The organism is Xanthobacter pollutisoli (assembly GCF_040044995.1).
Lineage (GTDB): Bacteria > Pseudomonadota > Alphaproteobacteria > Rhizobiales > Xanthobacteraceae > Xanthobacter.
In genome coordinates this window covers 23,882-45,793 of the sequence record NZ_JBDZDP010000020.1, presented here as the reverse complement: position 1 = coordinate 45,793, position 21,912 = coordinate 23,882, and the positions used below count along the sequence as shown (strand labels likewise).

The following is a 21,912-nucleotide window of genomic DNA, read 5'->3' as shown; positions in this document are numbered from 1 at the left end:
ACGTAGCAGCGGAGAAGGCCATTGCCTAGCCTTGGAAAGGTATCGCACACCCCATGCCGGATCGTGTCGTCAGTCCCGTCATCGCCGAGCTGCGGGAGCGCATCCAGCGTCTCGAAGGCGCCGGGGGCCGCGCGCGGCGGGTCCTGCCTTTCGGCGTGCCGGACATCGACAGGCGGCTTCCGGGAGGTGGGCTGGCGTTGGTGTGCCTGCATGAGGTGGCGGGCGGCGCCAACGGAGCAGTCGATGGCGCGGCCGCGGCGCTGTTCGCCGCGGGGATTGCCGCGCGCCTCGCCGGAAAGGTGCTGTGGTGCGTCACCCGACAGGACCTGTTCGCGCCGGCGCTCGCCCAAGCCGGACTTGCGGCCCGCCGGGTGATCTTCGTCGAGGCGGGCGAGGACAAGGCGCTGCTCGCCTGCATGGAGGAGGGGCTCCGCCACGGCGGGCTCGGCGCCGTCATCGGGGAGGTCTCCCGCCTCTCCATGACCGCCTCGCGCCGCCTCCAGCTCGCCGCCGAGGGCTCGGGAACCATGGGCATCGCGGTCCGGCGCTGGCGCCGCCAGGCCGAGGCGGCGGATTTCGGCCAGCCGACGGCGAGCGTCAGCCGCTGGCGCGTCTCAGTACTCCCGTCCGTGCCGCTGCCGGTGCCGGGCGTCGGCCGCGCCCGCTGGCTGCTCGAGCTGATCCGGTGCCGGGCCGGCGAGAGCGCCGATTTCGAGGTGGAGGCCTGCGATGCCAAGGGTCGTATCGCTCTTCCTGCCAAGGTGGCCCACGGACCGCCTCAGGCGGACATCCGCGGAGGCCGCGCCTCCGCCTGAGACCCCGCTCGTTCTCATCGGCCGGGATGGCCGGCGCCGGGTGATGCTGGCGGCCGATCTTGCCGCCGCGCGCGCCGGCCTCGCCGTCGGCATGGCGGTGACGAAGGCGCAGGCGCTCGTTCCCGGGCTCGTGGTGCGCGAGGCCGATCCGAAGGCAGATGCCGAAGGCCTCGAACGGCTGGCGCTCTGGGCCCTGCAACGCATCTCGCCCATCGTCGCGGCCCATCCCCCCGATGGCCTCGTCATGGACACCACCGGCGCGGACCATCTCCATGGCGGCGAGGCCGCCATGCTGGCCGCGCTCGTCGAGCGCCTTACGGCATCGGGCGTCGAGGCGCGCGGGGCCATCGCCGACACCTTGGGGCGCGGCCCATGCCTGCGCCCGCTTCGCCGGCCGGCAGATCACCGTTGTTCCGCCCGGCGACGGCGTGCGTTTCCTCTCTCCCCTGTCGATCGCCGCGCTGCGTCTCGATCGCAGGATCGTCGAAGGGCTCCACGCCCTCGGCTTCGCCCGCATCGGCGATCTTCTCGACCAGCCGCGCGGGCCGCTCGTGCTCCGGTTCGGTCCCGAGATCGGCCGCCGGCTCGACCAGGCGACAGGCGCCGTCGCCGAACCGATCGATCCGGTACGGCCGCCCGATCTCGTGGAGGTGCGCCGCATGTTCGGTGAGCCCATCGCCGCCGCGGAAACCATCGCTCGGTATCTGGGCCAGCTCGTCGTCGCCCTGTGCGCGGAGCTGGAGGCGAAAGGCCTTGGCGCGCGCCGGCTCGATCTCCTGGTCCACCGCGTCGATAATGCGCGGCAGGCGATCCGCGTCGGCACCGCCCGGCCGGTGCGCGACGTCAAGCGGCTGACGCGTCTTCTCCATGACCAGATCGAAACCGTCGATCCCGGCTTCGGCATCGAGATGATGGCCCTGGCCGCGACGCGCGCCGAGCCGCTCGACGCACGCCAGACGGTCTCCTCCCTCGTCGAGGCAGAAGAGCCCGACGTCTCCGATCTCATCGACGTGCTGGCGAACCGGGTGGGCGAGCGCGGGCTCTACCGTTTCTCCGTCGTCGCCAGTGATGTTCCCGAGCGCTCGGTTGCCCGGATCGCGCCCCTCGCGCCGGAGGACGGCGCCACCTGGGAGGGGGACTGGCCGCGCCCGCCGCGGCTGTTGCCGCATCCCGAGCCCATCGAAACCCTGGCGCTCTTGCCCGACCATCCGCCGGTCTGGTTTTCCTGGCGGGGGGTCCGCCGGCGCGTGCGCCGGGCCGATGGTCCCGAGCGCGTGTTCGGCGAATGGTGGCGGCGCGACGCCGAGCTGATCGCGGTCCGGGACTATTTCCGGGTCGAGGACGATGCCGGCGAGCGCTACTGGATCTTCCGCGCCGGGGATGGAGAGGATCCCCAGACCGGCTCCCACCGCTGGTTCCTGCACGGGATCTTCGCATGACCGGACCCCGTTATGCCGAGCTCCAGGTCACCTCGCATTTTTCCTTCCTGCGCGGGGCGAGCAGCTGCGAGGAGCTGTTCGAGCAGGCGAAGGCGCTCGGCATCGAGGCCCTCGGCGTGGTCGACCGCAACAGCCTCGCGGGCATCGTGCGCGCGCACCAGGCCGCGCGGGACACGGGCCTGCGGCTGGTGGTCGGCTGCCGGCTCGATCTCGCCGACGCCCTGCCGGTCCTCGTCTATCCGACCGACCGGCAGGCGTATGCCAACTTGTGCCGGCTGCTCTCGCTCGGCAAGCGGCGTGGCGGCAAGGCGAAATGCAATCTCGAATGGGCCGACCTTGTCGCCTTTGGCGAAGGCCTGATCGCCGTGCTGGTGCCCGATATGGCGGACGCGGCCTGCGCGCTCGGCCTGCGCCGGCTGCGCGAGGCCTTCGGCGACCGCGCCTATCTGGCGCTGACGCTGCGCCGGCGGCCGAACGATCAGCTGCGCCTGTGGGAACTCGTCCGCCTCGCGGCCGCGGTGCGGGTGCCCACCGTCGTCACCAACGACGTGCTCTTCCACGAGCCACGCCGGCGCATCCTGCAGGACGTGGTCACCGCGATCCGCCACAACGTCACCATCGACGACCTCGGCGCGCGGCGGGAACGCCATGCGGACCGCTACCTGAAGCCGCCGGCGGAAATGGCCCGCTTGTTCGACCGCTATCCAGAGGCGCTCGCCCGAACGCTCGAGATCACGGAACGCTGCCGCTTCTCGCTCGACGAGCTCGCCTATCAATATCCTGAGGAAAGGCTCTTTCCCAACCTGTCGCCGCAGCAGGCGCTGGAGAAGCTGACCTGGGAGGGCGTCGCCGAGCGGTATCCCGAGGGCCTGCCCGACAAGGTCCGGCGCACCGTCACCCACGAGCTGCGCCTGATCGAGAAATTGCAGTATGCGCCCTATTTCCTCACCGTGAACGCCATCGTCCGCTTCGCGCGCGCGAAGGGCATCCTGTGCCAGGGCCGGGGATCAGCCGCCAATTCCGCCGTCTGCTACGTGCTCGGCATCACGGCCATCGATCCCGACCGCAACGACCTCCTGTTCGAGCGCTTCGTCTCCGAGGAACGCGCCGAGCCGCCGGACATCGATGTCGATTTCGAGCATGAGCGGCGCGAGGAGGTCATCCAGTGGGTCTACGAAACCTATGGCCGCGACCGGGCCGCTTTGTGCTCCACCGTCATCCGGTACAGGGCGAAGGGCGCCATCCGCGACGTGGGCAAGGCCCTCGGCCTACCTGAGGACCTGACCAAGACCCTCTCTTCGCAGGTCTGGGGCTGGTCCGAAGCGGTCGAGCAGAAGCACGCCGAGGGGCTGAACCTCAATATGGGCGACCGACGCCTGCGGCTGGCGCTGGAGCTCGCCTATCAGCTGGTCGGCACCCCGCGGCATCTGTCCCAGCATCCCGGCGGCTTCGTGCTTACCCGCGATCGCCTCGACGAGCTCGTGCCGATCGAGCCCGCCGCCATGGCCGACCGCCAGGTCATCGAATGGGACAAGGACGACATCGACATCCTGAAATTCATGAAGGTGGATGTCCTGGCCCTGGGGATGCTCTCCTGCATGCGCCGCGCCCTCGACCTTTTGGCCGAGCACAAGGGCATCGCCCTCGACATGGCGACGATCCCGCCCGAGGACCCCGCCACCTACGCCATGATCCGCTGCGCCGATACTCTCGGCACCTTCCAGATCGAGAGCCGCGCGCAGATGGCCATGCTCCCGCGCATCCGCCCGCGCACCTTCTACGATCTCGTCATCGAGGTGGCGATCGTGCGCCCCGGCCCGATCCAGGGCGACATGGTCCATCCCTATCTGCGCCGGCGCGAGGGCCGCGAGGAGGTCGTCTATCCCAAGCCGGAGCTCGAGGCTGTCTTGGGCAAGACCCTGGGCGTGCCCCTGTTCCAGGAACAGGCCATGAAGGTTGCGATCTTCTGCGGCGGCTTCACCCCCGGCGAGGCCGACCAGCTCCGCCGGGCCATGGCCACCTTCAAGCATACCGGCGGCGTCTCGAAGTTCGGCGAGAAGCTGATCGGCGGCATGGTCGCCAACGGCTATGAGCGGGACTTCGCGGAGCGCACCTTCCGCCAGTTGGAAGGCTTCGGCAGCTACGGCTTTCCCGAAAGCCACGCGGCCAGCTTCGCGCTCGTCGCCTATGCCTCCACCTGGATGAAATGTTGGCATCCGGACGTGTTCTGCTGCGCCTTGCTCAACGCCCAGCCCATGGGCTTCTATGCGCCGGCGCAGATCGTGCGGGACGCCCAGGCGCATGGTGTCGAGGTCCGCCCGGTCTGCATCAACGCCTCCCGCTGGGACTGCACGCTCGAGCCCCTCGACGCCGACGAGAGCCGCTTCGCGGTCCGGCTGGGCCTGCGCATGGTGAAAGGGCTCGGCAATGCCGAGGCCGCGCGCCTGGTGTCCTGCCGGGCCGACCGGCCCTTCCTCTCCGTCGACGATCTGTGGCGCCGCGCCGGTATTCCATCCGCCGCTTTGGTTCAGCTCGCTGAGGCGGACGCCTTCCGTCCCGCGCTCGACCTCACGCGCCGCGAGGTGACCTGGGCGATCAAGGCGCTGCGCGACGAACCGCTCCCGCTGTTCGCCGCCGCCGCGCGCGCCAATGCCCCCGTTCCCGAGCAGGACGAACCCGTCGTCGCCCTGCGCCCCATGGCCGCCGGCGGGGAGGTCGTGGAGGACTATGGCCATGTCGGCCTGACCCTGCGCGATCACCCGGTTTCCTTCCTGCGGACGGATCTGGCGCGCCGACGTATCACCACCTGCGCCGCCGCCATGGCCTTGCGCGACCGACGCTGGGTCGAGGTCGCGGGCCTCGTTCTCGTGCGCCAGCGTCCCGGCTCCGCCAAGGGCGTGATGTTCATCACCCTGGAGGACGAAACCGGCATCGCCAACCTGGTGGTCTGGCAAAAGGTGTTCGAGGCGCATCGGCGCATCGTGCTCGGCGCCGGCATGATCGCGGTGCGTGGGCGTATCCAGAGGGAGGGAGAGGTGGTCCACCTCATCGCCCACCATCTCTCCGACCTCTCGTCCGAGCTCGCCAGCGTCGGATCGCGGGAGGCGGGCTTCCCGCTGCCGCATGGTCGGGGGGATGAATTCCATCACGGCGCGCCAACGCCCGACCCCCGCGGCCTGCCCAAGGCGCCGCAGCCGCGCGACATCATCGATCCTTATGGGCATCTCGACGAGATCCGTGTGAAGACGCGGGATTTCCGATAATTCCGACCATGACGAGTCGTCGCGCAACTGGCAGGCTAGCGTTGGCTGTGCCGACAAGCGTGATTGCCTGATACCTTAAGACATGACGACATTTCGGATTGTCATCTGGCCAGCTTGCTCAACGCAAGAAAATGAGCTTCAAACAAAAGAGCTATTTGCAGCGAGGTGCGCCGTGGCCGACGCGTCAGTCGAAACCAAAGAGGGCAATCAACTTGAATTTGTCGCGGACATCGTCGCGGCATTCGTCGCGCGCAACACTGTCGCCGCAACGGATCTCGCCGCGCTGATCCAGAGTGTATATGCGACGCTGGGCAAGCTGCGAACGGCACCAGAGAGCGTCATCGTCGAGGAACAGAAGCCTGCTGTACCCATCAAGCGGTCGGTAACACCCGACTTCATCATCTGTCTTGAGGACGGCAAGAAACTCAAATCGCTAAAACGGCACCTGCGCTCCGTCTACGACCTGACGCCGGACGACTATCGTAACAAATGGGGCTTGTCACGGGACTATCCGATGGTCGCGCCGGCCTATGCCGCGGCCCGTTCGGAGCTCGCCAAGGCGATGGGGTTGGGGCAGGTGCGCAAGAAGGTTGAAGAACGCGCCGCGCCGGCGCGGAAGACCCCTGCGCGGCGGAAGGCCGCCGTCAGCTGATTGCACAGGAGCGTCCGCTTGTCGAAAAGGGCGAGTCGGTGTGCTGAGTTATCTGGGTTCGGCGAAGACGACTCGATTCCCTCGAACGCTACCTTCAGAATTTCCGCCGGGTTGAGCCGATGCGAAGCTCTTCATGTGAACTACGATCCGCGCCGGGTCCGCAATAGCCGCGGCAGGCGCCGTTTCCAGCGGTCTGCGCGGGACAACACCGTCTGTTTGAGCCGCCGCACACGGACAGGCTGCTTCACCTTGGCGCGCTGAGTTGCCGATGTTGCCGATGCGAACTCTTCCTCTACCAAGGGGGACGCGTCGTCAGTGAGAGGATCACGCTCGGCTCGCGGTTCTAAACTCACCTCAGCCAGTTCATTTACTCGCTCGGTGAGCAGATGCTCCGGCGGTTTTGTCTCTTCTCCAGCAGCTTCCAAGGTTTCGGCTGCGCCGACGAGATCGATACCAGCCCAAATCGAGGCCGATGGCTTCGTTATGCTGCGCCTGCGTTTGACTTCAACGACGAATGGCCGTTTCGACAACTTCATTGGTTTTCCAATGGATCGATTCAAGGTTCCACACCTACACCGTTCGAGCATAGGCGTCCATCACGCCAGCCGACAATCCACCGCTTCTCGCATCTCTCGGTCTAGTGCGTATCCGATCCGCAAGATCCTGTCCGGTGCCGTTCGGATAAGCAACGGTCCGCATGCAGCTGCGATAGCATCGCGACGGCCAACGTTCGTGTCGTCCAGCACGAACACAACGTGCAAGCTTTCTTTCTCGGACGGAGGGCGCGGGGCACGACTAGGCTCAGGACCTATTAATTTCGTTTGAGATGTGATTATGGGATGGCCCGCCCCACTCGGCAGCGGTCGGTTACGATCGCCTTAGGAGACGAGGAAGGGAGCGGACCAATGACGATCGTGGTGTTGGGAATTGATCTCGGCAAGAACGTCTGCAGTCTGGCGGGGCTCGACGAGACGGGAGCCGTGGTCCTGCGCCGTCGGATGAAGCGCGAGGGGGTCATCGACTTCGTCGCGAAGATGCCAGCGTTGATCGTGGCGATGGAAGCCTGTTGCGGTGCCCATCACCTCGGCCGGGTTCTGGCCGGCAAGGGACACACGATCCGGCTGATGTCTCCGGAATATGTGCGCCCCTATGTGAAGGCGAACAAGAACGACGATCACGATGCCGCGGCGATCGCGGAAGCCGCGACGCGGCCCACCATGCGCTTCGTCCCGGTCAAGAGTGAGGAGCAGTCGGACATCCAGTCCCTGCACCGGGCGCGTTCGCGCCTGGTGTCGGAGCGCACGGCTCTGATCAATCATCTGCGGGCCCTGCTGCTGGAGCGAGGCATCGTCGTGGCACAGGGGCGGCGCAAGCTGGAGGACACGCTCGGCGTCTTTGCCGACGAGGATGATGGGAGGCTATCGCCGCGCATCCGCCGCCTGGTGGAGGACCTGAGGGCGGAATGGCGCGGCCTCGATGAGAGAATCGCGGCCTTCGATGCGGAGTTCTTGGCGATGGCCCGCGAGGATGCGCTCGCCCGTCGTCTTTCGACGATCCCAGGGATCGGGCCCATCAACGCCACGGCTCTTGTGGCGGCGGTCGGGACCGCGCAGAGCTTCGGGCGAGGCAGGGACCTTGCCGCATGGCTGGGACTCGTCCCACGGCAGGCGACGACAGGTGGCCGACCGAAACTGCTCGGCATATCCAAGCGCGGCAACCGACAGCTGCGGGCGAACCTGATCCACGGGGCCAGAGCGGTACTGCCGCGCGTGCTTGCCCAGGACACACCGCTGGGTCGATGGGCGCGCAGTTTGTCGACGCGGGCGCACAAGAACATCGTCGTGGTGGCTCTGGCCGCCAAGCTGGCGCGCATCGCATGGGCAGTGCTGCACACGGAGCGAAGCTTCGATCCGGCGATCGCAGCGGGTTGAGGGAAACGCCGGCCGGGCCCCTCTGGCCGGACCATTCTGCGGGTGGTGGATAGAAGATGGCCTGACAGTCGAACGGCAGTCCTTGAGCCTGAAACAGTGAACGGTCGGCAAAGACCGCTGTGATTATGAGGCCTGGGCGGCGCGGATCTCCATCTTGGCCGGGACCTGAGCCCGAGACCGGATACGTTGATGCAGACTGCACGGACCAATCTTCACAAAACCCCTTGCGGACGGGGCGGGCCATACGTTCACGGTGTCTGGGAGGACGCCGTGATGGGTGATTTGTTTTTGCTGAGCGAGCGGCAGATGTCTCGGATATCGCCGCATTTTCCGTTGTCACATGGAGTTCCTCGGGTCGATGACCGGCGCGTGGTGAGCGGAATCGTTTATGTCATCCGCAACGGCCTGCAGTGGAAGGACGCGCCGAAGGGCTACGGCCCATACAAGACGCTCTACAACCGCTTCATCCGCTGGAGCCGTCTCGGCGTCTTCGACCGGATCTTCGCGAGCCTCGCCGGCGCAGGGCCGAAGCCGGAGCGGATCATGATCGACGCGACGCATCTGAAGGCGCACCGCACGGCGGCGAGCCTGCTCAAAAAGGGGCTGTTCCCCGCCGTATCGGGCGCACCAAAGGCGGACTGAACTCCAAGCTCCACACCGTCTGCGACGGCGAGGGCCGCCCGATCGTCATGCTGCTCTCGGAAGGCCAGATGAGCGATCACAAGGGTGCCCGCCTCGTCCTCGATGCCTTGCCACCGGCCCGAAGCCCGATCGCCGACCGGGGCTATGACAGCGCATGGTTCCGCCAAGCTCTTGCCGATAGGGGCATCGAGCCGTGCATTCCTTCCTCGAAGAGCCGGAAGAAACCCTTTGCCTACGACAAGACACTCTATCGCCAGAGGCACAAGGTCGAGAACCTCTTCGCCAAGCTCAAGGACTGGCGACGCATCGCTACACGCTACGACCGATGCGCACACACCTTCTTCTCTGCCATCTGCATCGCAGCCATCGTCATCTTCTGGCTCTGATCAAATCAATGAGTCCTGAACCTAGTTTTAGAGTGAGAAAATCGTAACAACCACATGCGTCCATGTGCGCTTCTCTGGGTAACGTTGTTTCGTTCGCTCAACACAATTATTGAATCTATTTTGATCCAATGCTTCATGACCGTGATGAGCAATGCTTCGCGCTCTCAGGGGGCAGGTCGGTTACCGGCGCGAGACAAGCGCTCACGTCAGACCACGTGCAGATGTTCGAAGGCGGTCGGGATCGCGATGAAGAATCTCCCCCGGAATGCCGCTTGCGCGCGCGCGGCGGCAAGGGAGGCTCCGCCGCGGCCGGCGTCCCTTCCGGCCCGGCCAGATGCCGAGGATGACGGCCGCGCCCTTGCCGCCTTCGCTCTTCGCGGCCGCCGGGGCTGGCCCCGCAGCACGTGGGGAAGCAAACCTGAGCAGGAAAGGGTCGGGGACGCCGGAGTGACGTCCCGGGAGAAGAGCATGGAAAGACAAAAAGTTGAAGAGTTGAAGAATCGCGTGCCGTGCGCAGCCGTGCTGGAAAAGGCCGGGTTCGCGGTTGACCCAAAGGAAAGCACGCGACGCGCGATAAAGTATCGCCGAGACAACGACATCATCATCGTGATCCACGCCGGGAAAGGTTGGTTCGATCCCCTCTCTGATGCAAAGGGCGATGTGTACGGTCTCGTTGCGCACCTCGATGGCGGCGGCTTCAACACATGCCTCGACCGCGTCGCAGAGCTTGTGGGTTTCGTTCCGATCGAACCGGCCTGGCCGCGCCTGGCGGAGCGGAAGGATTCCGACCTCCTCGTTACGGAACGCTGGCGTCGCCGCTGCAGGCCGTGGCGAGGATCTGCGACGTGGCGATACCTGCGGGATGTGCGTCACCTCTCCGAAGCGATCATCCAGGCTACGATCCGGCAAGACCGGCTCCGCGAGGGGCCGTGGGGCAGCATGTGGGCTGCGCACACCAATGATGTGAATGGCGTCGTCGGCTGGGAGGAGCGAGGACCGGAATGGCGCGGCTTTGCGACCGGAGGAGCAAAAGTCATGTTTCGGCTCGGCGGTCATGATGCCGTGCGGATCTGTGTGGCCGAGGCGGCGATCGACGCCATGAGCTTAGCTACGATCGAACACCTGCGCCCCGACACCCTGTTCCTCAGCACGGGCGGAGGCTGGGCTCCCTCTACCGAGGCCGCGATCCGGACGCTTGCGGCCCGCGAGGGAACACTTCTCGTCGCGGCGACCGACAACAATCCGCAGGGCGAAGTCTATGCCGGACGGCTGATGGCGATCGCCCTGGAAGCTGGATGCGGTTTTGAGCGCCTTCGCCCTCTCGCCGGAGACTGGAATGAGGAGCTGAGCAGGAACATCATCGTCTAGTCAGAGCTGTTTCGCAGGTCCGCAAGCGAGACACACAAGCGACCATCTACGGCGGGGTTTGGCAGGACTATTTTGCCCTGCATGCTTGGTTCGACGCCACGAAGTCGCTGCTCTGCCGCTTCACCCATCGGGCCCTGCGCCACCACGTCGAAGGTATCGACGAGGCGGTCTTCCTTTTCGGCTCCCGCCTCTGCAATAGCGATGGAGCGGACATCGACACGCGGCGGCTCGGGCTTCAGCACTTGGAAGAGGACTGCCCCCGGCTCGTGAATGCCCGGGACTGGCTGATCGGCTTCGATCAGCCCGACTGGTTTCCGGCGACCCCGCTGCAGGCTGAAGATCTCGCACGCGCGAGCGCACTGCGCTTCGGTGGCGAGGCCACGAATTATCTGCCGCTCCACCAGTGGTTCCTCGCGACCGGCGCCTGGACATCCGGGCATGATCACCTGGCGTTTCACCATCACGCCTTCGGAGTGTTCGAGGCGGAGGCCCGCTTCGGTCCCGCAATCAACGTCGATGCGGAAAGGGCAGGCCCCACCCGCGTCGTTGCTGAACGCCACGTCCAGGAGGTGCTTGGCCGGGTTCCGCCGGCGACCGAGTTCCTGCGACGCATCAAGGGCGAGCGCTGGATGTTGCAGGCGACATCGCCGCGTAGACTTGAGCTGGACTGAACCCAGCTACGACGATCCGGGTAGACAGGTCCCGAGCGCCGGAGGAGATCGATCCTCCTGACGCGGAGACGGAAAAAGCGAGAGGGGAAAGGAGGTAAACCTGCCGCACCCGCCGGGCGCGTCAAGGGAGGGCTTCGCCCGCGTTTCGCGGCCCTTGACCCGCCCGGACCGCGGCGCGGCCGCGGGGGAGGGGTCAGGAAGGGCTGAGGGTGACGGCAGGATCGAGAGGATGCGCCGCACCTCGGCCCGACGAGGCTGAAGGAGCCGCCATGAACCCCACCACTGCCATCCGCAAAGTCTATCAGGGCGTCGCCGACCGCCGGCAGATGTTCCGCATGTTCGATCGCCATGCGCAGCGACCAAGCCGTGGGGAAGATGATCCCAGCACCCTTTATGCCGGCGAATGGTTCGAGATCGGCCGCGTCGAGTATGAGTACATGCTGGAGATCCTGCCACCGCTCTGGATGCGCTGCGACATGTTCGCCCTGCGCGAGTTCCTTGCCGGCTCGGTCACCAGCGTGTTTTTCGAGCTGAGCATTGATGGCCGCGTCCGCTATTTCCACGGCTATTGCGATCTGTCCGACGGGACCTCGCCCGTGCACATGCGCGAGGCCATCGTTGATCGTGAGACGCGTCCCGTAAAGGCGATGACGCGCGCGGAGCGCCTCGAGCACATCTGGAGCGCGACCAACGACGACTATCGCGGCTACGCCAGTGCGCGTTGGTCCGAACAGTACCGGGGCAAGCGCACCCTGCTCTACTACGGCGGCCGTCAGGGAGCGGTTCTGAAGCTGCTCGACCAGCTCACCGACGCGGAGATCGCCGCGAAGCTGCCAGTGCATCTGCGCTACCTGCCCGACGTGATCGCGGCCTGAGCCCCGCGATGTCCGGCACCTATCCAGGCTCGGCGTGCACGTCCACGCCGCCGACCGCGCCGTCGTGCGCGCGGCCTACGGGAAAATCGCGGCACCGCATCGACACGACCCCGCGAAACGGGAGGCCCGCAAGGCCTTCTACCGGCGGATGCTCGACGAGCACCGGCGGCGCCAGGACCTCGTTCTCGTCCTCCGGCTCTGACCCGAGCTGCAGGTCCCCACTCATGCTTTAGGAGCGACCATGTTCACCTTTCCGGTGACGCAGGTCCGCGCGGTCATCGCGCGTGGCCAAGCCGATGCCACCGCCAACGGCGGCTTCCGCAACCCCCACTATGGCCTTGCCCCCGGCAAGGACGAGAAGCCCGGCCTCTGGCTGGTCGGCGACGAGGGCGTCTATCTCCTATCCAACGGCAAGCTCGCCGACGGCCAGCGCCCCATCGTCGTCTACGCCGAGGAATGCGATCCGACGACCAATCCCGACTACTGGCACTACAAGCGCCAGCATTTCGGTGGCGATGATGGCATCGACTTCCTCGACGCGGCCGACCTCCTGAGGCTCATCGAGGCGTCTCCCGACGCCACCCATGTGCGGATCGAGATGACCGACGCCAGCATGTCGATCGTCCTCATCCGACGCTGAATTCCGGGCCGAGCCGGCCCGCTTTCTCCGGACATCATCGCGACCTTCCTCCTGCCGGACGCCGTCCTGCGGGCCGATGGCGCGCGCCCTCATCACAAGGAGGCACTCCCGGTGTCGCATGACCCTTTCACCCTCGATCTTTTCGGCAACACTGCCCTGTCCTCGGGGCTCGGCCTCGACATCACGGCGTTCCCGGCCGGGTCCAACGACAACCCCGACCATGACGACGATCCACCGCCCTCGGCGCCGACGGCCGCGATGCCGGTCACGGCAACCAGCGGGCTGGCGGATGTGTCCTTGCGCGCACGTGGCTCCGATTTCAGCCTCACCGGCGATCGCGGCCTCGCTAGGGGCTGGAAGGCCCGCGCCCGCGACAGCATCGAAGCGATCCGGCTCGCCGCCAAGATCGAGCGGCAGGATCGGCCCGCCTCGCCCGACGAACAGGCGCGACTGATCCGCTTCACCGGCTTCGGCGCATCGGAGCTGGCCAACCACATGTTTCACCGACCGGGCGAGGATGGCTTCCGGGCTGGCTGGGATGAGATCGGTGTCGAGCTCCAGGATGCGGTCGAGGACGCCGAATATGCCTCGCTGATGCGCTGTACCCAGTACGCCCATTTCACGCCGGAGTTCATCGTGCGGGCGATCTGGGCCGGGCTGATACGTCTCGGCTGGCGCGGTGGGCGCGTGCTCGAGCCTGGCATCGGCACCGGGCTCTTTCCGGCGCTGATGCCGGAGGCGCTGCGCGGCGCCTCCCACGTCACCGGGGTCGAGATCGATCCGGTCACGGCGCGCATCGTGCGGCTGCTGCAGCCGCGGGCGCGGATCATCGCCGGCGATTTCGCACGCACCGACCTGCCGTCGCATTTCGACCTCGCCGTCGGCAACCCGCCGTTCTCCGACCGGATCGTGCGTTCGGATCGCGCCTATCGCGCGCTGGGCTTGCGCCTGCACGACTATTTCATCCTGAAGTCGCTTCGCCTGCTGAAGCCCGGCGGTCTCGCCGCCTTCGTGACCAGCCACGGCACCCTGGACAAAGCCGACGTCACGGCCCGCACCCATATCGCGACCATGGCCGATTTCGTCGGCGCCATCCGTCTGCCCGAGGGCAGCTTTCGCGCCGATGCCGGCACCGACGTCACGGTCGACATCCTGTTCTTCCGCAAGCGTCGCGCGGGCGAACCCGAAGGCGATGTCTCCTGGCTCGATCTCGATGAGGTCCGCCCGTCCACCGACGAAGAAGGCGCCATCCGGGTCAATCGCTGGCTCGCCCGCCATCCCGCAATGGTGCTCGGCACCCACGCTCTGACGCGCGGCATCTACGGCCCCGATGAAACTTATACCTGCCGGCCGCGTCCCGACGAGGACCTCGCTGCGGCGCTGGGCGAGGCGATCGGCGACCTTCCGGAGGCACTTTATGACGGCGAGCCCGCAGAAACGGACCTCGGCGACGAGGATGACCGCGGCCAGACCGCCGTCGACCGACCGGGCGAGAGCCATGTCCGCGAGGGCAGCTTCTTCGTCGACAACGCCCGAGGCCTCATGCAGGTCATCGAGGGCCAGCCGATCGCGGTCCAGGTCCGCAAGGGCCGCGGCGGCGAAGGCGTGCCCGAGAAGCAGATCCGGATCATCCAGAAGCTGATCCCGATCCGCGACGCGGTGCGTGCGGTGCTCAAGGCCCAGGAACTCGACCGGCCGTGGAAAGACGCGCAGGTCAAGCTGCGCATCGCCTGGTCGAGCTTCGTGCGCGCCTTCGGCCCGATCAACACCACCGTCGTCTCGACCACTGAGGATCCGGAGACCGGCGAGGTCCGCGAGACGCATCGCCGGCCGAACCTCGCCCCCTTCGCTGACGATCCCGACTGCTGGTTGGTCGCCTCGATCGAGGACTACGATCTCGAATCCGACACGGCGAAGCCGGGTCCGCTCTTCACCGAGCGCGTGATCGCGCCGCCGGCGCCGCCGGCCATCTCGAGCGCGATCGACGCCTTGGCCGTCGTGCTCAACGAGTGCGGCCTTGTCGATCCCGATCATATCGCCGAATTGCTGCATCGGAACGTCGATGAGGTGATCGCAGAACTCGGCGACGCCATCTTCCACGATCCGGCCGACGGCGCCTGGCAGACCGCCGACGCCTATCTCTCAGGTCCCGTGCGATCGAAGCTCGCCACCGCGGAGGCGGCCGCGGCGCTCGACCCGGCCTATGCACGCAACGTCACGGCGCTGCGCGGTGTCCAGCCGGCCGATCTCGGTCCTTCGGACATCACCGCGCGGCTTGGCGCGCCGTGGCTTCCGCCGTCCGACATCGTCGCCTTTGTCCGGGAGACGATGGGCGCCGAGATCCGCATCCACCACATGCCGGAACTTGCTTCATGGACGGTGGAGGCCCGCCAACTCGGCTATATGGCGGCCGGCACCTCGGAATGGGGGACGGATCGCCGCCATGCCGGCGAACTGCTCGCTGATGCGCTGAACTCCTCGGTTCCACAGATCTTCGACACCATCAAGGACGGGACGAGCGAGCGGCGCGTGCTCAACGTCGTGGACACCGAGGCGGCCAAGGACAAGCTTCAGAAGATCAAGACCGCCTTCCAGGCCTGGATCTGGTCCGATCCGGACCGCACCGACCGGCTGGCCCGGATCTACAACGACCGCTTCAACAACATCGTGCCGAGGGCCTTCGACGGGGCTCACTTGAAGCTTCCGGGCGCTTCCGGCGCCTTTGTTCTCTATGACCACCAGAAGCGTGGCATCTGGAGGATCATCGCCGCGGGCGCGACCTATCTCGCCCATGCCGTCGGCGCCGGCAAGACGCTGACCATGGCGGCCGCGATCATGGAGCAGCGCCGGCTCGGCCTGATCGCCAAGGCCATGCTGGTGGTGCCGGGCCACTGCCTCGCCCAGGCCGCGCGCGAGTTCCTGGCGCTCTATCCGAACGCCCGCATCCTCGTCGCCGACGAGACCAACTTCACCCGGGACAAGCGGCATCGCTTCCTCGCTCGAGCGGCGACGGCGGCCTGGGACGCCATCATCATCACCCACTCGGCCTTCCGCTTCATCGGCGTGCCGTCCGCTTTCGAGCAGCAGATGATCGAGGACGAGCTTGAGCTCTACGAAGACCTCCTGACCCGGGTCGAGCGAGACGACCGCGTCTCGCGCAAGCGGCTCGAACGGCTCAAGGAGGGGCTGAAGGAGCGCCTCGAGGCGCTCGCGACCCGCAAGGACGATCTCCTCACCATCGCGGAGATCGGCGTTGACCAGATCATCGTCGACGAGGCCCAGGAGTTCCGCAAACTCTCCTTCGCCACGAACATGAGCACGCTGAAGGGGATCGACCCGAACGGCTCGCAGCGCGCCTGGGACCTTTATGTGAAGTCCCGCTTCATCGAGACGAAGAACCCGGGCCGGCCACTCATCCTCGCCTCGGGAACGCCGATCACGAACACCCTCGGCGAGATGTTCTCCATACAGCGCCTCATGGGCCGCGACGCGCTGTTGGAGCGGGGGCTCCACGAATTCGACGCCTGGGCCTCGACCTTCGGCGACACCACAACGGAGCTCGAACTCCAGCCCAACGGCAAATACAAGCCGGTGACGCGCTTTGCCACCTTCGTCAATGTGCCGGAACTGATCGCGTTGTTCCGCTCCTTCGCCGACGTGGTGATGCCGGCGGACCTTCGCCGCTATGTGAAGATCCCGGCCATCTCGACCGGCAAGCGCCAGATCCTGACCGCGAAGCCGTCGCCGGCCTTCAGGCTCTACCAGCTCCAGCTCGACGCGCGCATCAAGGCCATCGAGGCGCGTGACCGGCCGCCGGAGCCGGGCGACGACATCCTGCTCTCCGTGATCACCGACGGGCGCCACGCCGCGATCGACTTGCGCCTGGTCGACCCGGACAACGACAACGAGGCGGACAACAAGCTCAACCTGCTGGTCGCCAATGCCTTCCGCATCTGGCGGGAAACCGGCGAGAACATTTATGTGCGGCCGGACGGCAAGCCCTACGAGCTTCCCGGCGCCGCGCAGATGATCTTCTCCGACCTCGGCACCATCAATGTCGAGAAGACCCGGGGTTTCTCCGCCTATCGCTGGATCCGCGACGAACTGGTCCGCCTCGGCGTTCCGCCTGAGCAAGTCGCTTTCATGCAGGACTACAGGAAGTCGGAGGCGAAGCAGCGCCTGTTCGGCGACGTGCGCGCCGGCAAGGTCCGCTTCCTGATCGGTTCCTCCGATACCATGGGCACCGGCGTCAACGCCCAGCTCCGCTTGAAGGCGCTCCACCATCTCGACGTGCCGTGGCTCCCGTCACAGATCGAGCAGCGCGAAGGTCGGATCGAGCGGCAGGGCAACCAGCATGACGTCATCGACATCTTCGCCTATGCCACCGAGGGCTCGCTCGACGCGACCATGTGGCAGACGAACGAGCGCAAAGCCCGCTTCATCGCCGCAGTGCTCTCGGGCGACACCTCGATCCGGCGGCTCGAGGATTTCGCCGAGGGCCAGGCGAACCAGTTCGCCATGGCAAAGGCGATCGCGTCCGGCGACCAGCGCCTGATGCAGAAGGCTGGCCTCGAGGCCGACATCGCCCGGTTGGAGCGCCTGCGCGCCGCCCACCTCGACGATCAGCATGCCGTGCGCCGGCAGATCCGCGATGCCGAGCGCGACATCGAGTATGCGACAGGGCGCATCGGCGAGATCGGCTCGGACATTGCGCGCCGAGTGCCGACGGTGGGTGATACCTTCGCCATGACCGTGACCGGCAAGCGCTATGCCGAGCGCAAGGAGGCGGGAAGGGCACTGATGAAAGAGATCCTGACCCTTGTCCAGCTGCAGCAGGAGGGCACGACCGTGGTCGCCTCGGTCGGCGGGTTCGATCTCGACTATGCCGGGCAGCGGTTTGGCCGGGACGGCTACTCATACACCACGATTCTGAGGCGCACCCGCCCCGATTACGAGATCGAGCTGCCGCTGACGGTCACGCCACTCGGGGCCGTCGCGCGCCTCGAGCATGCATTGTCCGGATTCGAGGAGGAGCAGGACCGCTGTCGGCATCGGCTCGCCGATGCGCGGCGGCGCCTTGCTTCCTATAAAGCGCGGGCCGGCGGGGAATTCACCTTCGCCGACGAGCTCCACGACAACCGCCAGCAACTGGTCGAAATCGAACGGGCGCTGGCAAACGATGTGGAGGGGATGGGTGACACGGCGAGCAATGCCGCATGATAGTGTTCTCCACCACTTACCTCGCCCCTTCGCGGCGACCGGACGACAGCATGCCCGAAACGTTTCAGCGCGCCCGGACCTTCCTTCAGTCGATCGGCATTGCCGTTACGATCGATCCGGTGGCGGCCAAAGGGGGATTCTTGCCGGGCCTGCGGGTGCGCGGCGCCACCATCACTGTCGCCGCCGCCGATCACGACCTCGCCGGCGACATGATGCACGAAGCCGGGCACATTGCGGTCACGCCATCGCTCTTTCGCGATCAGCTCGACGGCAACACGAACGCCGTGCTTCCCGCCATGTTCGCGTGGCTCGATGCGCATCCTGCCGCGTTTGGCTATCCCGAGAATCCGGTTGCTCGCGCCATTATGCAGAGTTTGGAAACCGAGGCCATCGCCTGGTCCTATGCCGCAGCCCTCGCGGCGGACATCGACAGCCGCCTTCCTTTCCTCAAAGGTTTCGGCGGCGGCGGCCTCGACATCCACCACCAGGTCGAGCATGGCCAGCATCTCGGCATCCACGGCCTCGCCCATGGCGGGATGACCGAGTTGCCATGGCGCCACAGCGTCACGCCATTCCCAAAGATGAAGCGGTGGATGCAGATCTGACGGACGGCCAGCGCGCTGTCTTCTGCCTGACAAAGACGGCCCATGCAATCCGGCGTCAGAGAGCGTCTACGGTACCGTGGCGAAACATGTTCGATCTGAAACGACCTTGCAAAGACTGCCCATTCCGCAAGGGCCAGGGCGAGCGGTATCATTTGTCGGAGCAACGGCTTGAGGACATCGTCAACAGCGCCGCGTTTCAGTGCCACAAGACCATTGAGTTCGATGACGAGTGCCAGATCGATGAGGAAAATTGGGACGAGACCTGGCGCCCGATCAGGAATGACGCCCGCGCCCAGCAGTGCGCCGGCCTGATGGCGGTACTGCATCGGGACAAGCGCCCGAACCAGATCATGCAGGTGGCGCAGCGCTTGGACGTCCTCGATCCCAACGCTCTCGACCCGGGAGGGGAAGCCTACGGGTCGTGGGACGACGTGCTCGAAGCCCATGGGAAGGGCAGGGGTCTTTGCATCCGACAGTCCAAGGGATCAGCGCGATAGTCGCCCTTCATCGTCGATGAGCGTCAGCCGTAACGGGGGCGCATCCCCCCATCTCCAGAGCACCAGGTTGAAATCATCGGCTGCCGAACCGGCGGCGAAGCTTCGGACCAGCAGACCGCTATAGCCCGCGCTCATGAGACGTCGGGCAAAGGCCTGCGTCCTAGCCTCTCCCGCCACCTTCATTTCGTCTCGCCATGTCGTGGCCGCGAGGGTGGCGGCGTTCATGTCCTCGGCGGCAAGCGCCGCCTCGTCGCGGCAATCGAATATGGCCTCGATTTGCGCATCATAGGAGACGAGTGTCGTCGGCTGAAGATTGCCGACCTGATTGGCTTCCCTCAGCGCGGTCATGATCGACAAAGAGGTGTAGAGCGCCGGAACGCCCTTCGGATTGAACCGGCCGCCGTAGATCTGGGCGCCCCGCCCCGAGAGCGGCTCGCCCGCATGGATCGGGTTCAAGGCCCGATAGAGCTTGCCTTCATAGCGCATGCGCGCGGTCAGGCATGCACGCCGGCGTCGACCGCGTCGATGTAGTCAAGCACGTCATCGGCCCGGCCGCTGCGCACGAGTTGCATCGCCGTCTGGCCCGAGAAGCCGGCAAGCGGCTCGGAGCGATACCAGGCATAAGCCATCAATGCCGAACCGAAGCGCGGCTCGACCTTGTTGATGATCTCGATCATCTCGCGCAGACGCCGCTGCGTCCGGTCGGACCGCACCCTGTCCTTGCGCTGAACCGCGTCCTTGCCCAGCCCAGCTGTGCGGGCGATCTCGTCGCTCGTCGTCTGCAAGGTTTCGGCAATCCTGCGCGGGGCGAAAATGCCGTTGTCCACATATTGGGCGAGGCCCATGGTTCTCACCTCAATCCCATTTTGCCGATCATTCTGGCGAAATATAGCGTCAAAAATAGCGGACTTCAAGGAAGGGACGGGAAGAAGAGAAGGCCCGCTCGCAGATCGGCCAGGCCGGCAGCGCTGGCGCTCAACCGCCGCCACCGCGATCCCGGCCCGTCGTCCTCGCAGGGCTCAAAGCCCCGCTCGGCCTGCCGGGCAGGGATGCTCGGCCGCAGTTGTGCCAGCCCGTCCGCTCCGCGGGCCAGGAGGGGTCTCCGGGAAGGAGACGAGAAGGGACAGGCAGGACGCCGTGTCCGGACGGAACCCTCTGAAGGAGCTTCCCATGCATCTCATGAAGGTCGATCCTCGCGCGCTGCGTGAGAACCCCGATCGCGCGCGCCAGACCAAGTCGACGCCGCAGGCAGACGCGCTGCTGCTCGCGACCATCAAGGCCGTCGGCATCGTCCAGCCACCCGTCATCGTGCCGGAGACCGGGGGCGGCAACGGCTACATCATCAATTCCGGGCATCGCCGCGTGAAGCAGGCGATCGCCGCCGGGCTCGAGGAGATCGAGGTCCTCGTCGACGCGGTGGCCAACGACAACGGCGCCATGCGCGCGATGGTCGAGAACATCGCCCGGGAGGCCCTTAATCCCGTCGATCAGTGGCGCGCGATCGAACGCCTCGTCGCGCTCGGCTGGACCGAGGAGGCGATCGGTGTCGCTCTGGCCCTGCCGGTCCGCCAGATCAAGAAGCTGCGCCTTCTCGCCAACGTCCTGCCCGCCATGCTCGACCACATGGCGAAGGGCGACATGCCCGACGAGCGACAGCTGCGCACGATCGCCGCGGCGTCCCTCGAGGAGCAGCGCGAGGTCTGGAAGAAGCACAAGCCGTCCAAGGGAGATCCGCAGGTTTCCTGGTGGAGCGTCGCCCAGGGCCTGCAGAAGACTCGGATGTATGCGCGGCACGCCAGCTTCGGCGACGATCTCGCGCAGGCCTACGGCATCCAGTGGGTTGAGGACCTGTTCGCCCCTGCCGACGAGGACAGCCGCTACACCACCAATGTCGAAGCGTTCCTCGGGGCACAGCAGGAGTGGATGACGCAGCATCTACCGAAGCGCGGCATCATCGCGGAGGCCACGAACTGGGGCGAAGTGAAGCTGCCCCCCAAGGCCGAACGGGTACATGGCAAGCCCGGCAAGTCCGACCACACGGCCATGTATCTCGATCGCGAGGGCAAGGTGCAGACCGTCCACTACCGTTTGCCTGATCCGAAAAAGGCCAAGGGCAAAAGCGAGGACGCCGGCGACGTGGCTGGCGATGACGGCATCGCCCTGTCCCGGCAGCGCCCGGAGGTGACCCGCAAGGGCGTCGAGATGATCGGCGACTTCCGGACCGATGCGCTCCATGAAGCGCTCGCGCGCGCGCCAATCGAGGACGAGATGCTGCTGGCGCTGCTCATCCTGGCGTTCGCCGGCCGCAACATCTCGGTCGCGTCCGGTGCCTCGGGCGACGTCTATGGCTACGCCCGGATCGATCGTCACGCCGCGCGCCTGGTGGGCCCTGAGGGCAAGCTCGAGTTCGACCGCGAGACGCTGCAGCAGGCGGCCCGCGGCGTTCTCATCGACGTGCTGTCCTGCCGGGAGAACCGCACCGACTCCGGCATCGTCGCACGGCTCGCCGGCAACGCCATCGGCGCCGACGGCTTCCTTCCGAACATGGGCACGGACGAATTCCTCTCGTGCCTGTCCCGCGCGGCGCTCGAAGGCTCGTGCAAGGACACCCCTGTCCTGCCGCGCCAGAAGGTGAAGGACACCCGTGCCGCTCTCGTCGAGCACTTCAAGGAGGAGCGGTTCGTTCATCCGTCGGCGCGGTTCGCGCCCGACGCGACGAAGCTCGCGAGCTGGCTGGTGAAGCACGAGGCGAGCGAGGACGACGATCTCGAAGAGGGGTCGGGCGAGCCGGACAGCACGGAGCCGGCCGAGGCGCCAGACGAGGAGGCCTACGGCGTCGCGGCCGAATAGCCGGCCCACATTTCCGTACTGCGAATCCCATCCCGCCGCCGGCTCAGCCGGCGGCGCT

Annotated in this window: 17 protein-coding genes and 2 pseudogenes; 16 read left to right on the top strand and 3 right to left on the bottom strand. The window is 66.4% G+C overall.

The annotated features are described in order from the left end of the window. Window positions 1–53: 53 nt before the first annotated feature. From ABLE93_RS22810 to ABLE93_RS22795, 4 genes and pseudogenes are all read left to right on the top strand, one after another. Window positions 54–815, top strand: coding sequence for an ImuA family protein (locus tag ABLE93_RS22810; RefSeq protein WP_348842057.1), 762 nt, complete (start codon window positions 54–56; stop codon window positions 813–815). Next, window positions 730–2,254: pseudogene (locus tag ABLE93_RS22805) on the top strand (Y-family DNA polymerase). The gene ABLE93_RS22810 and the pseudogene ABLE93_RS22805 overlap by 86 nt, the downstream one beginning before the upstream one ends. Then, window positions 2,251–5,517 (top strand): error-prone DNA polymerase, encoded by a 3,267-nt coding sequence (locus ABLE93_RS22800; RefSeq protein ID WP_348842056.1) that lies wholly within the window; start codon window positions 2,251–2,253, stop codon window positions 5,515–5,517. Before ABLE93_RS22805 ends, ABLE93_RS22800 begins: the two are co-directional and overlap by 4 nt. A gap of 172 nt (window positions 5,518–5,689) precedes the next feature. After that, a complete protein-coding gene (locus ABLE93_RS22795; protein WP_348842055.1) occupies window positions 5,690–6,169 on the top strand; it encodes a Ros/MucR family transcriptional regulator in 480 nt (159 codons plus the stop codon). A 140-nt stretch (window positions 6,170–6,309) separates the two neighbouring features. Here the strand turns inward: ABLE93_RS22795 and ABLE93_RS22790 are convergent, their stop codons facing one another. Continuing rightward, entirely contained in the window at window positions 6,310–6,705 is a 396-nt protein-coding gene (locus tag ABLE93_RS22790) for a hypothetical protein (RefSeq protein ID WP_348842054.1), read from the bottom strand. 369 nt (window positions 6,706–7,074) lie between these two features. Here ABLE93_RS22790 and ABLE93_RS22785 point away from each other — a divergent pair, with 369 nt between their 5' ends. The 11 genes and pseudogenes from ABLE93_RS22785 to ABLE93_RS22735 all read left to right on the top strand — a co-directional run bounded on the left by ABLE93_RS22785 (window position 7,075) and on the right by ABLE93_RS22735 (window position 19,004). After that, window positions 7,075–8,100: an IS110 family RNA-guided transposase gene (locus ABLE93_RS22785; RefSeq protein WP_348842053.1), complete on the top strand. Its 1,026-nt coding sequence runs from the start codon at window positions 7,075–7,077 to the stop codon at window positions 8,098–8,100. A gap of 273 nt (window positions 8,101–8,373) precedes the next feature. Beyond that, window positions 8,374–9,128, top strand: a protein-coding gene (locus ABLE93_RS22780) for an IS5 family transposase (protein WP_348842052.1) whose coding sequence is annotated in 2 segments (ribosomal slippage) — window positions 8,374–8,707 and window positions 8,707–9,128 — 756 coding nt in all. Because the reading frame shifts where the segments join, the coding sequence is not laid out codon by codon here. Window positions 9,129–9,596: 468 nt separating this feature from the next. After that, window positions 9,597–10,496: a DUF3991 and toprim domain-containing protein gene (locus ABLE93_RS22775; RefSeq protein ID WP_348842051.1), complete on the top strand. Its 900-nt coding sequence runs from the start codon at window positions 9,597–9,599 to the stop codon at window positions 10,494–10,496. A gap of 44 nt (window positions 10,497–10,540) precedes the next feature. Further along, window positions 10,541–10,747 (top strand): annotated as a pseudogene (locus tag ABLE93_RS27050) (DUF6915 family protein); the annotation flags it as partial. A 15-nt stretch (window positions 10,748–10,762) separates the two neighbouring features. Further along, the gene (locus ABLE93_RS22765) at window positions 10,763–11,167 is read left to right on the top strand and encodes a DUF6915 family protein (protein WP_348842049.1); all 405 of its coding nucleotides are present in this window, start codon (window positions 10,763–10,765) and stop codon (window positions 11,165–11,167) included. 269 nt (window positions 11,168–11,436) lie between these two features. Next, window positions 11,437–12,042, top strand: a complete 606-nt coding sequence (locus ABLE93_RS22760; protein ID WP_348842048.1) for a DUF1419 domain-containing protein — start codon at window positions 11,437–11,439, stop codon at window positions 12,040–12,042. 34 nt (window positions 12,043–12,076) lie between these two features. Then, the gene (locus tag ABLE93_RS22755; protein ID WP_348842047.1) at window positions 12,077–12,244 is read left to right on the top strand and encodes a hypothetical protein; all 168 of its coding nucleotides are present in this window, start codon (window positions 12,077–12,079) and stop codon (window positions 12,242–12,244) included. A 39-nt stretch (window positions 12,245–12,283) separates the two neighbouring features. After that, window positions 12,284–12,682 (top strand): DUF3085 domain-containing protein, encoded by a 399-nt coding sequence (locus ABLE93_RS22750; protein ID WP_348842046.1) that lies wholly within the window; start codon window positions 12,284–12,286, stop codon window positions 12,680–12,682. A 111-nt stretch (window positions 12,683–12,793) separates the two neighbouring features. Then, entirely contained in the window at window positions 12,794–17,902 is a 5,109-nt protein-coding gene (locus tag ABLE93_RS22745; protein WP_348842045.1) for a helicase-like domain-containing protein, read from the top strand. Between the two features lie 50 nt (window positions 17,903–17,952). Continuing rightward, window positions 17,953–18,507 (top strand): hypothetical protein, encoded by a 555-nt coding sequence (locus tag ABLE93_RS22740; RefSeq protein WP_348842044.1) that lies wholly within the window; start codon window positions 17,953–17,955, stop codon window positions 18,505–18,507. 86 nt (window positions 18,508–18,593) lie between these two features. Then, window positions 18,594–19,004, top strand: coding sequence for a hypothetical protein (locus ABLE93_RS22735; RefSeq protein ID WP_348842043.1), 411 nt, complete (start codon window positions 18,594–18,596; stop codon window positions 19,002–19,004). Here the strand turns inward: ABLE93_RS22735 and ABLE93_RS22730 are convergent. Together ABLE93_RS22730 and ABLE93_RS22725 are read right to left on the bottom strand one after the other, a co-directional pair. Then, window positions 18,993–19,490 carry an RES family NAD+ phosphorylase gene (locus ABLE93_RS22730; RefSeq protein ID WP_348842042.1) on the bottom strand — a complete coding sequence of 166 codons (498 nt, stop codon included), beginning with the start codon at window positions 19,488–19,490 and terminating at the stop codon, window positions 18,993–18,995. The two genes, ABLE93_RS22735 and ABLE93_RS22730, sit on opposite strands and share 12 nt — an antisense overlap. 8 nt (window positions 19,491–19,498) lie before the next feature. Beyond that, a complete protein-coding gene (locus tag ABLE93_RS22725; RefSeq protein ID WP_348842041.1) occupies window positions 19,499–19,849 on the bottom strand; it encodes an MbcA/ParS/Xre antitoxin family protein in 351 nt (116 codons plus the stop codon). A gap of 325 nt (window positions 19,850–20,174) precedes the next feature. Between ABLE93_RS22725 and ABLE93_RS22720 the strand changes: the two genes are divergently transcribed. Further along, the gene (locus tag ABLE93_RS22720; RefSeq protein WP_348842040.1) at window positions 20,175–21,854 is read left to right on the top strand and encodes a ParB/RepB/Spo0J family partition protein; all 1,680 of its coding nucleotides are present in this window, start codon (window positions 20,175–20,177) and stop codon (window positions 21,852–21,854) included. Window positions 21,855–21,912: the final 58 nt, after the last annotated feature.

Coding starts and splice junctions, on each gene's coding strand:
- ABLE93_RS22810 (WP_348842057.1), top strand. CDS start 54: ATGCCGGATCGTGTCGTCAGTCCCGTCATCGCCGAGCTGCGGGAGCGC.
- ABLE93_RS22800 (WP_348842056.1), top strand. CDS start 2,251: ATGACCGGACCCCGTTATGCCGAGCTCCAGGTCACCTCGCATTTTTCC.
- ABLE93_RS22790 (WP_348842054.1), bottom strand. CDS start 6,705: ATGAAGTTGTCGAAACGGCCATTCGTCGTTGAAGTCAAACGCAGGCGC.
- ABLE93_RS22785 (WP_348842053.1), top strand. CDS start 7,075: ATGACGATCGTGGTGTTGGGAATTGATCTCGGCAAGAACGTCTGCAGT.
- ABLE93_RS22775 (WP_348842051.1), top strand. CDS start 9,597: ATGGAAAGACAAAAAGTTGAAGAGTTGAAGAATCGCGTGCCGTGCGCA.
- ABLE93_RS22760 (WP_348842048.1), top strand. CDS start 11,437: ATGAACCCCACCACTGCCATCCGCAAAGTCTATCAGGGCGTCGCCGAC.
- ABLE93_RS22750 (WP_348842046.1), top strand. CDS start 12,284: ATGTTCACCTTTCCGGTGACGCAGGTCCGCGCGGTCATCGCGCGTGGC.
- ABLE93_RS22740 (WP_348842044.1), top strand. CDS start 17,953: ATGCCCGAAACGTTTCAGCGCGCCCGGACCTTCCTTCAGTCGATCGGC.
- ABLE93_RS22735 (WP_348842043.1), top strand. CDS start 18,594: ATGTTCGATCTGAAACGACCTTGCAAAGACTGCCCATTCCGCAAGGGC.
- ABLE93_RS22730 (WP_348842042.1), bottom strand. CDS start 19,490: ATGCGCTATGAAGGCAAGCTCTATCGGGCCTTGAACCCGATCCATGCG.
- ABLE93_RS22725 (WP_348842041.1), bottom strand. CDS start 19,849: ATGGGCCTCGCCCAATATGTGGACAACGGCATTTTCGCCCCGCGCAGG.
- ABLE93_RS22720 (WP_348842040.1), top strand. CDS start 20,175: ATGCATCTCATGAAGGTCGATCCTCGCGCGCTGCGTGAGAACCCCGAT.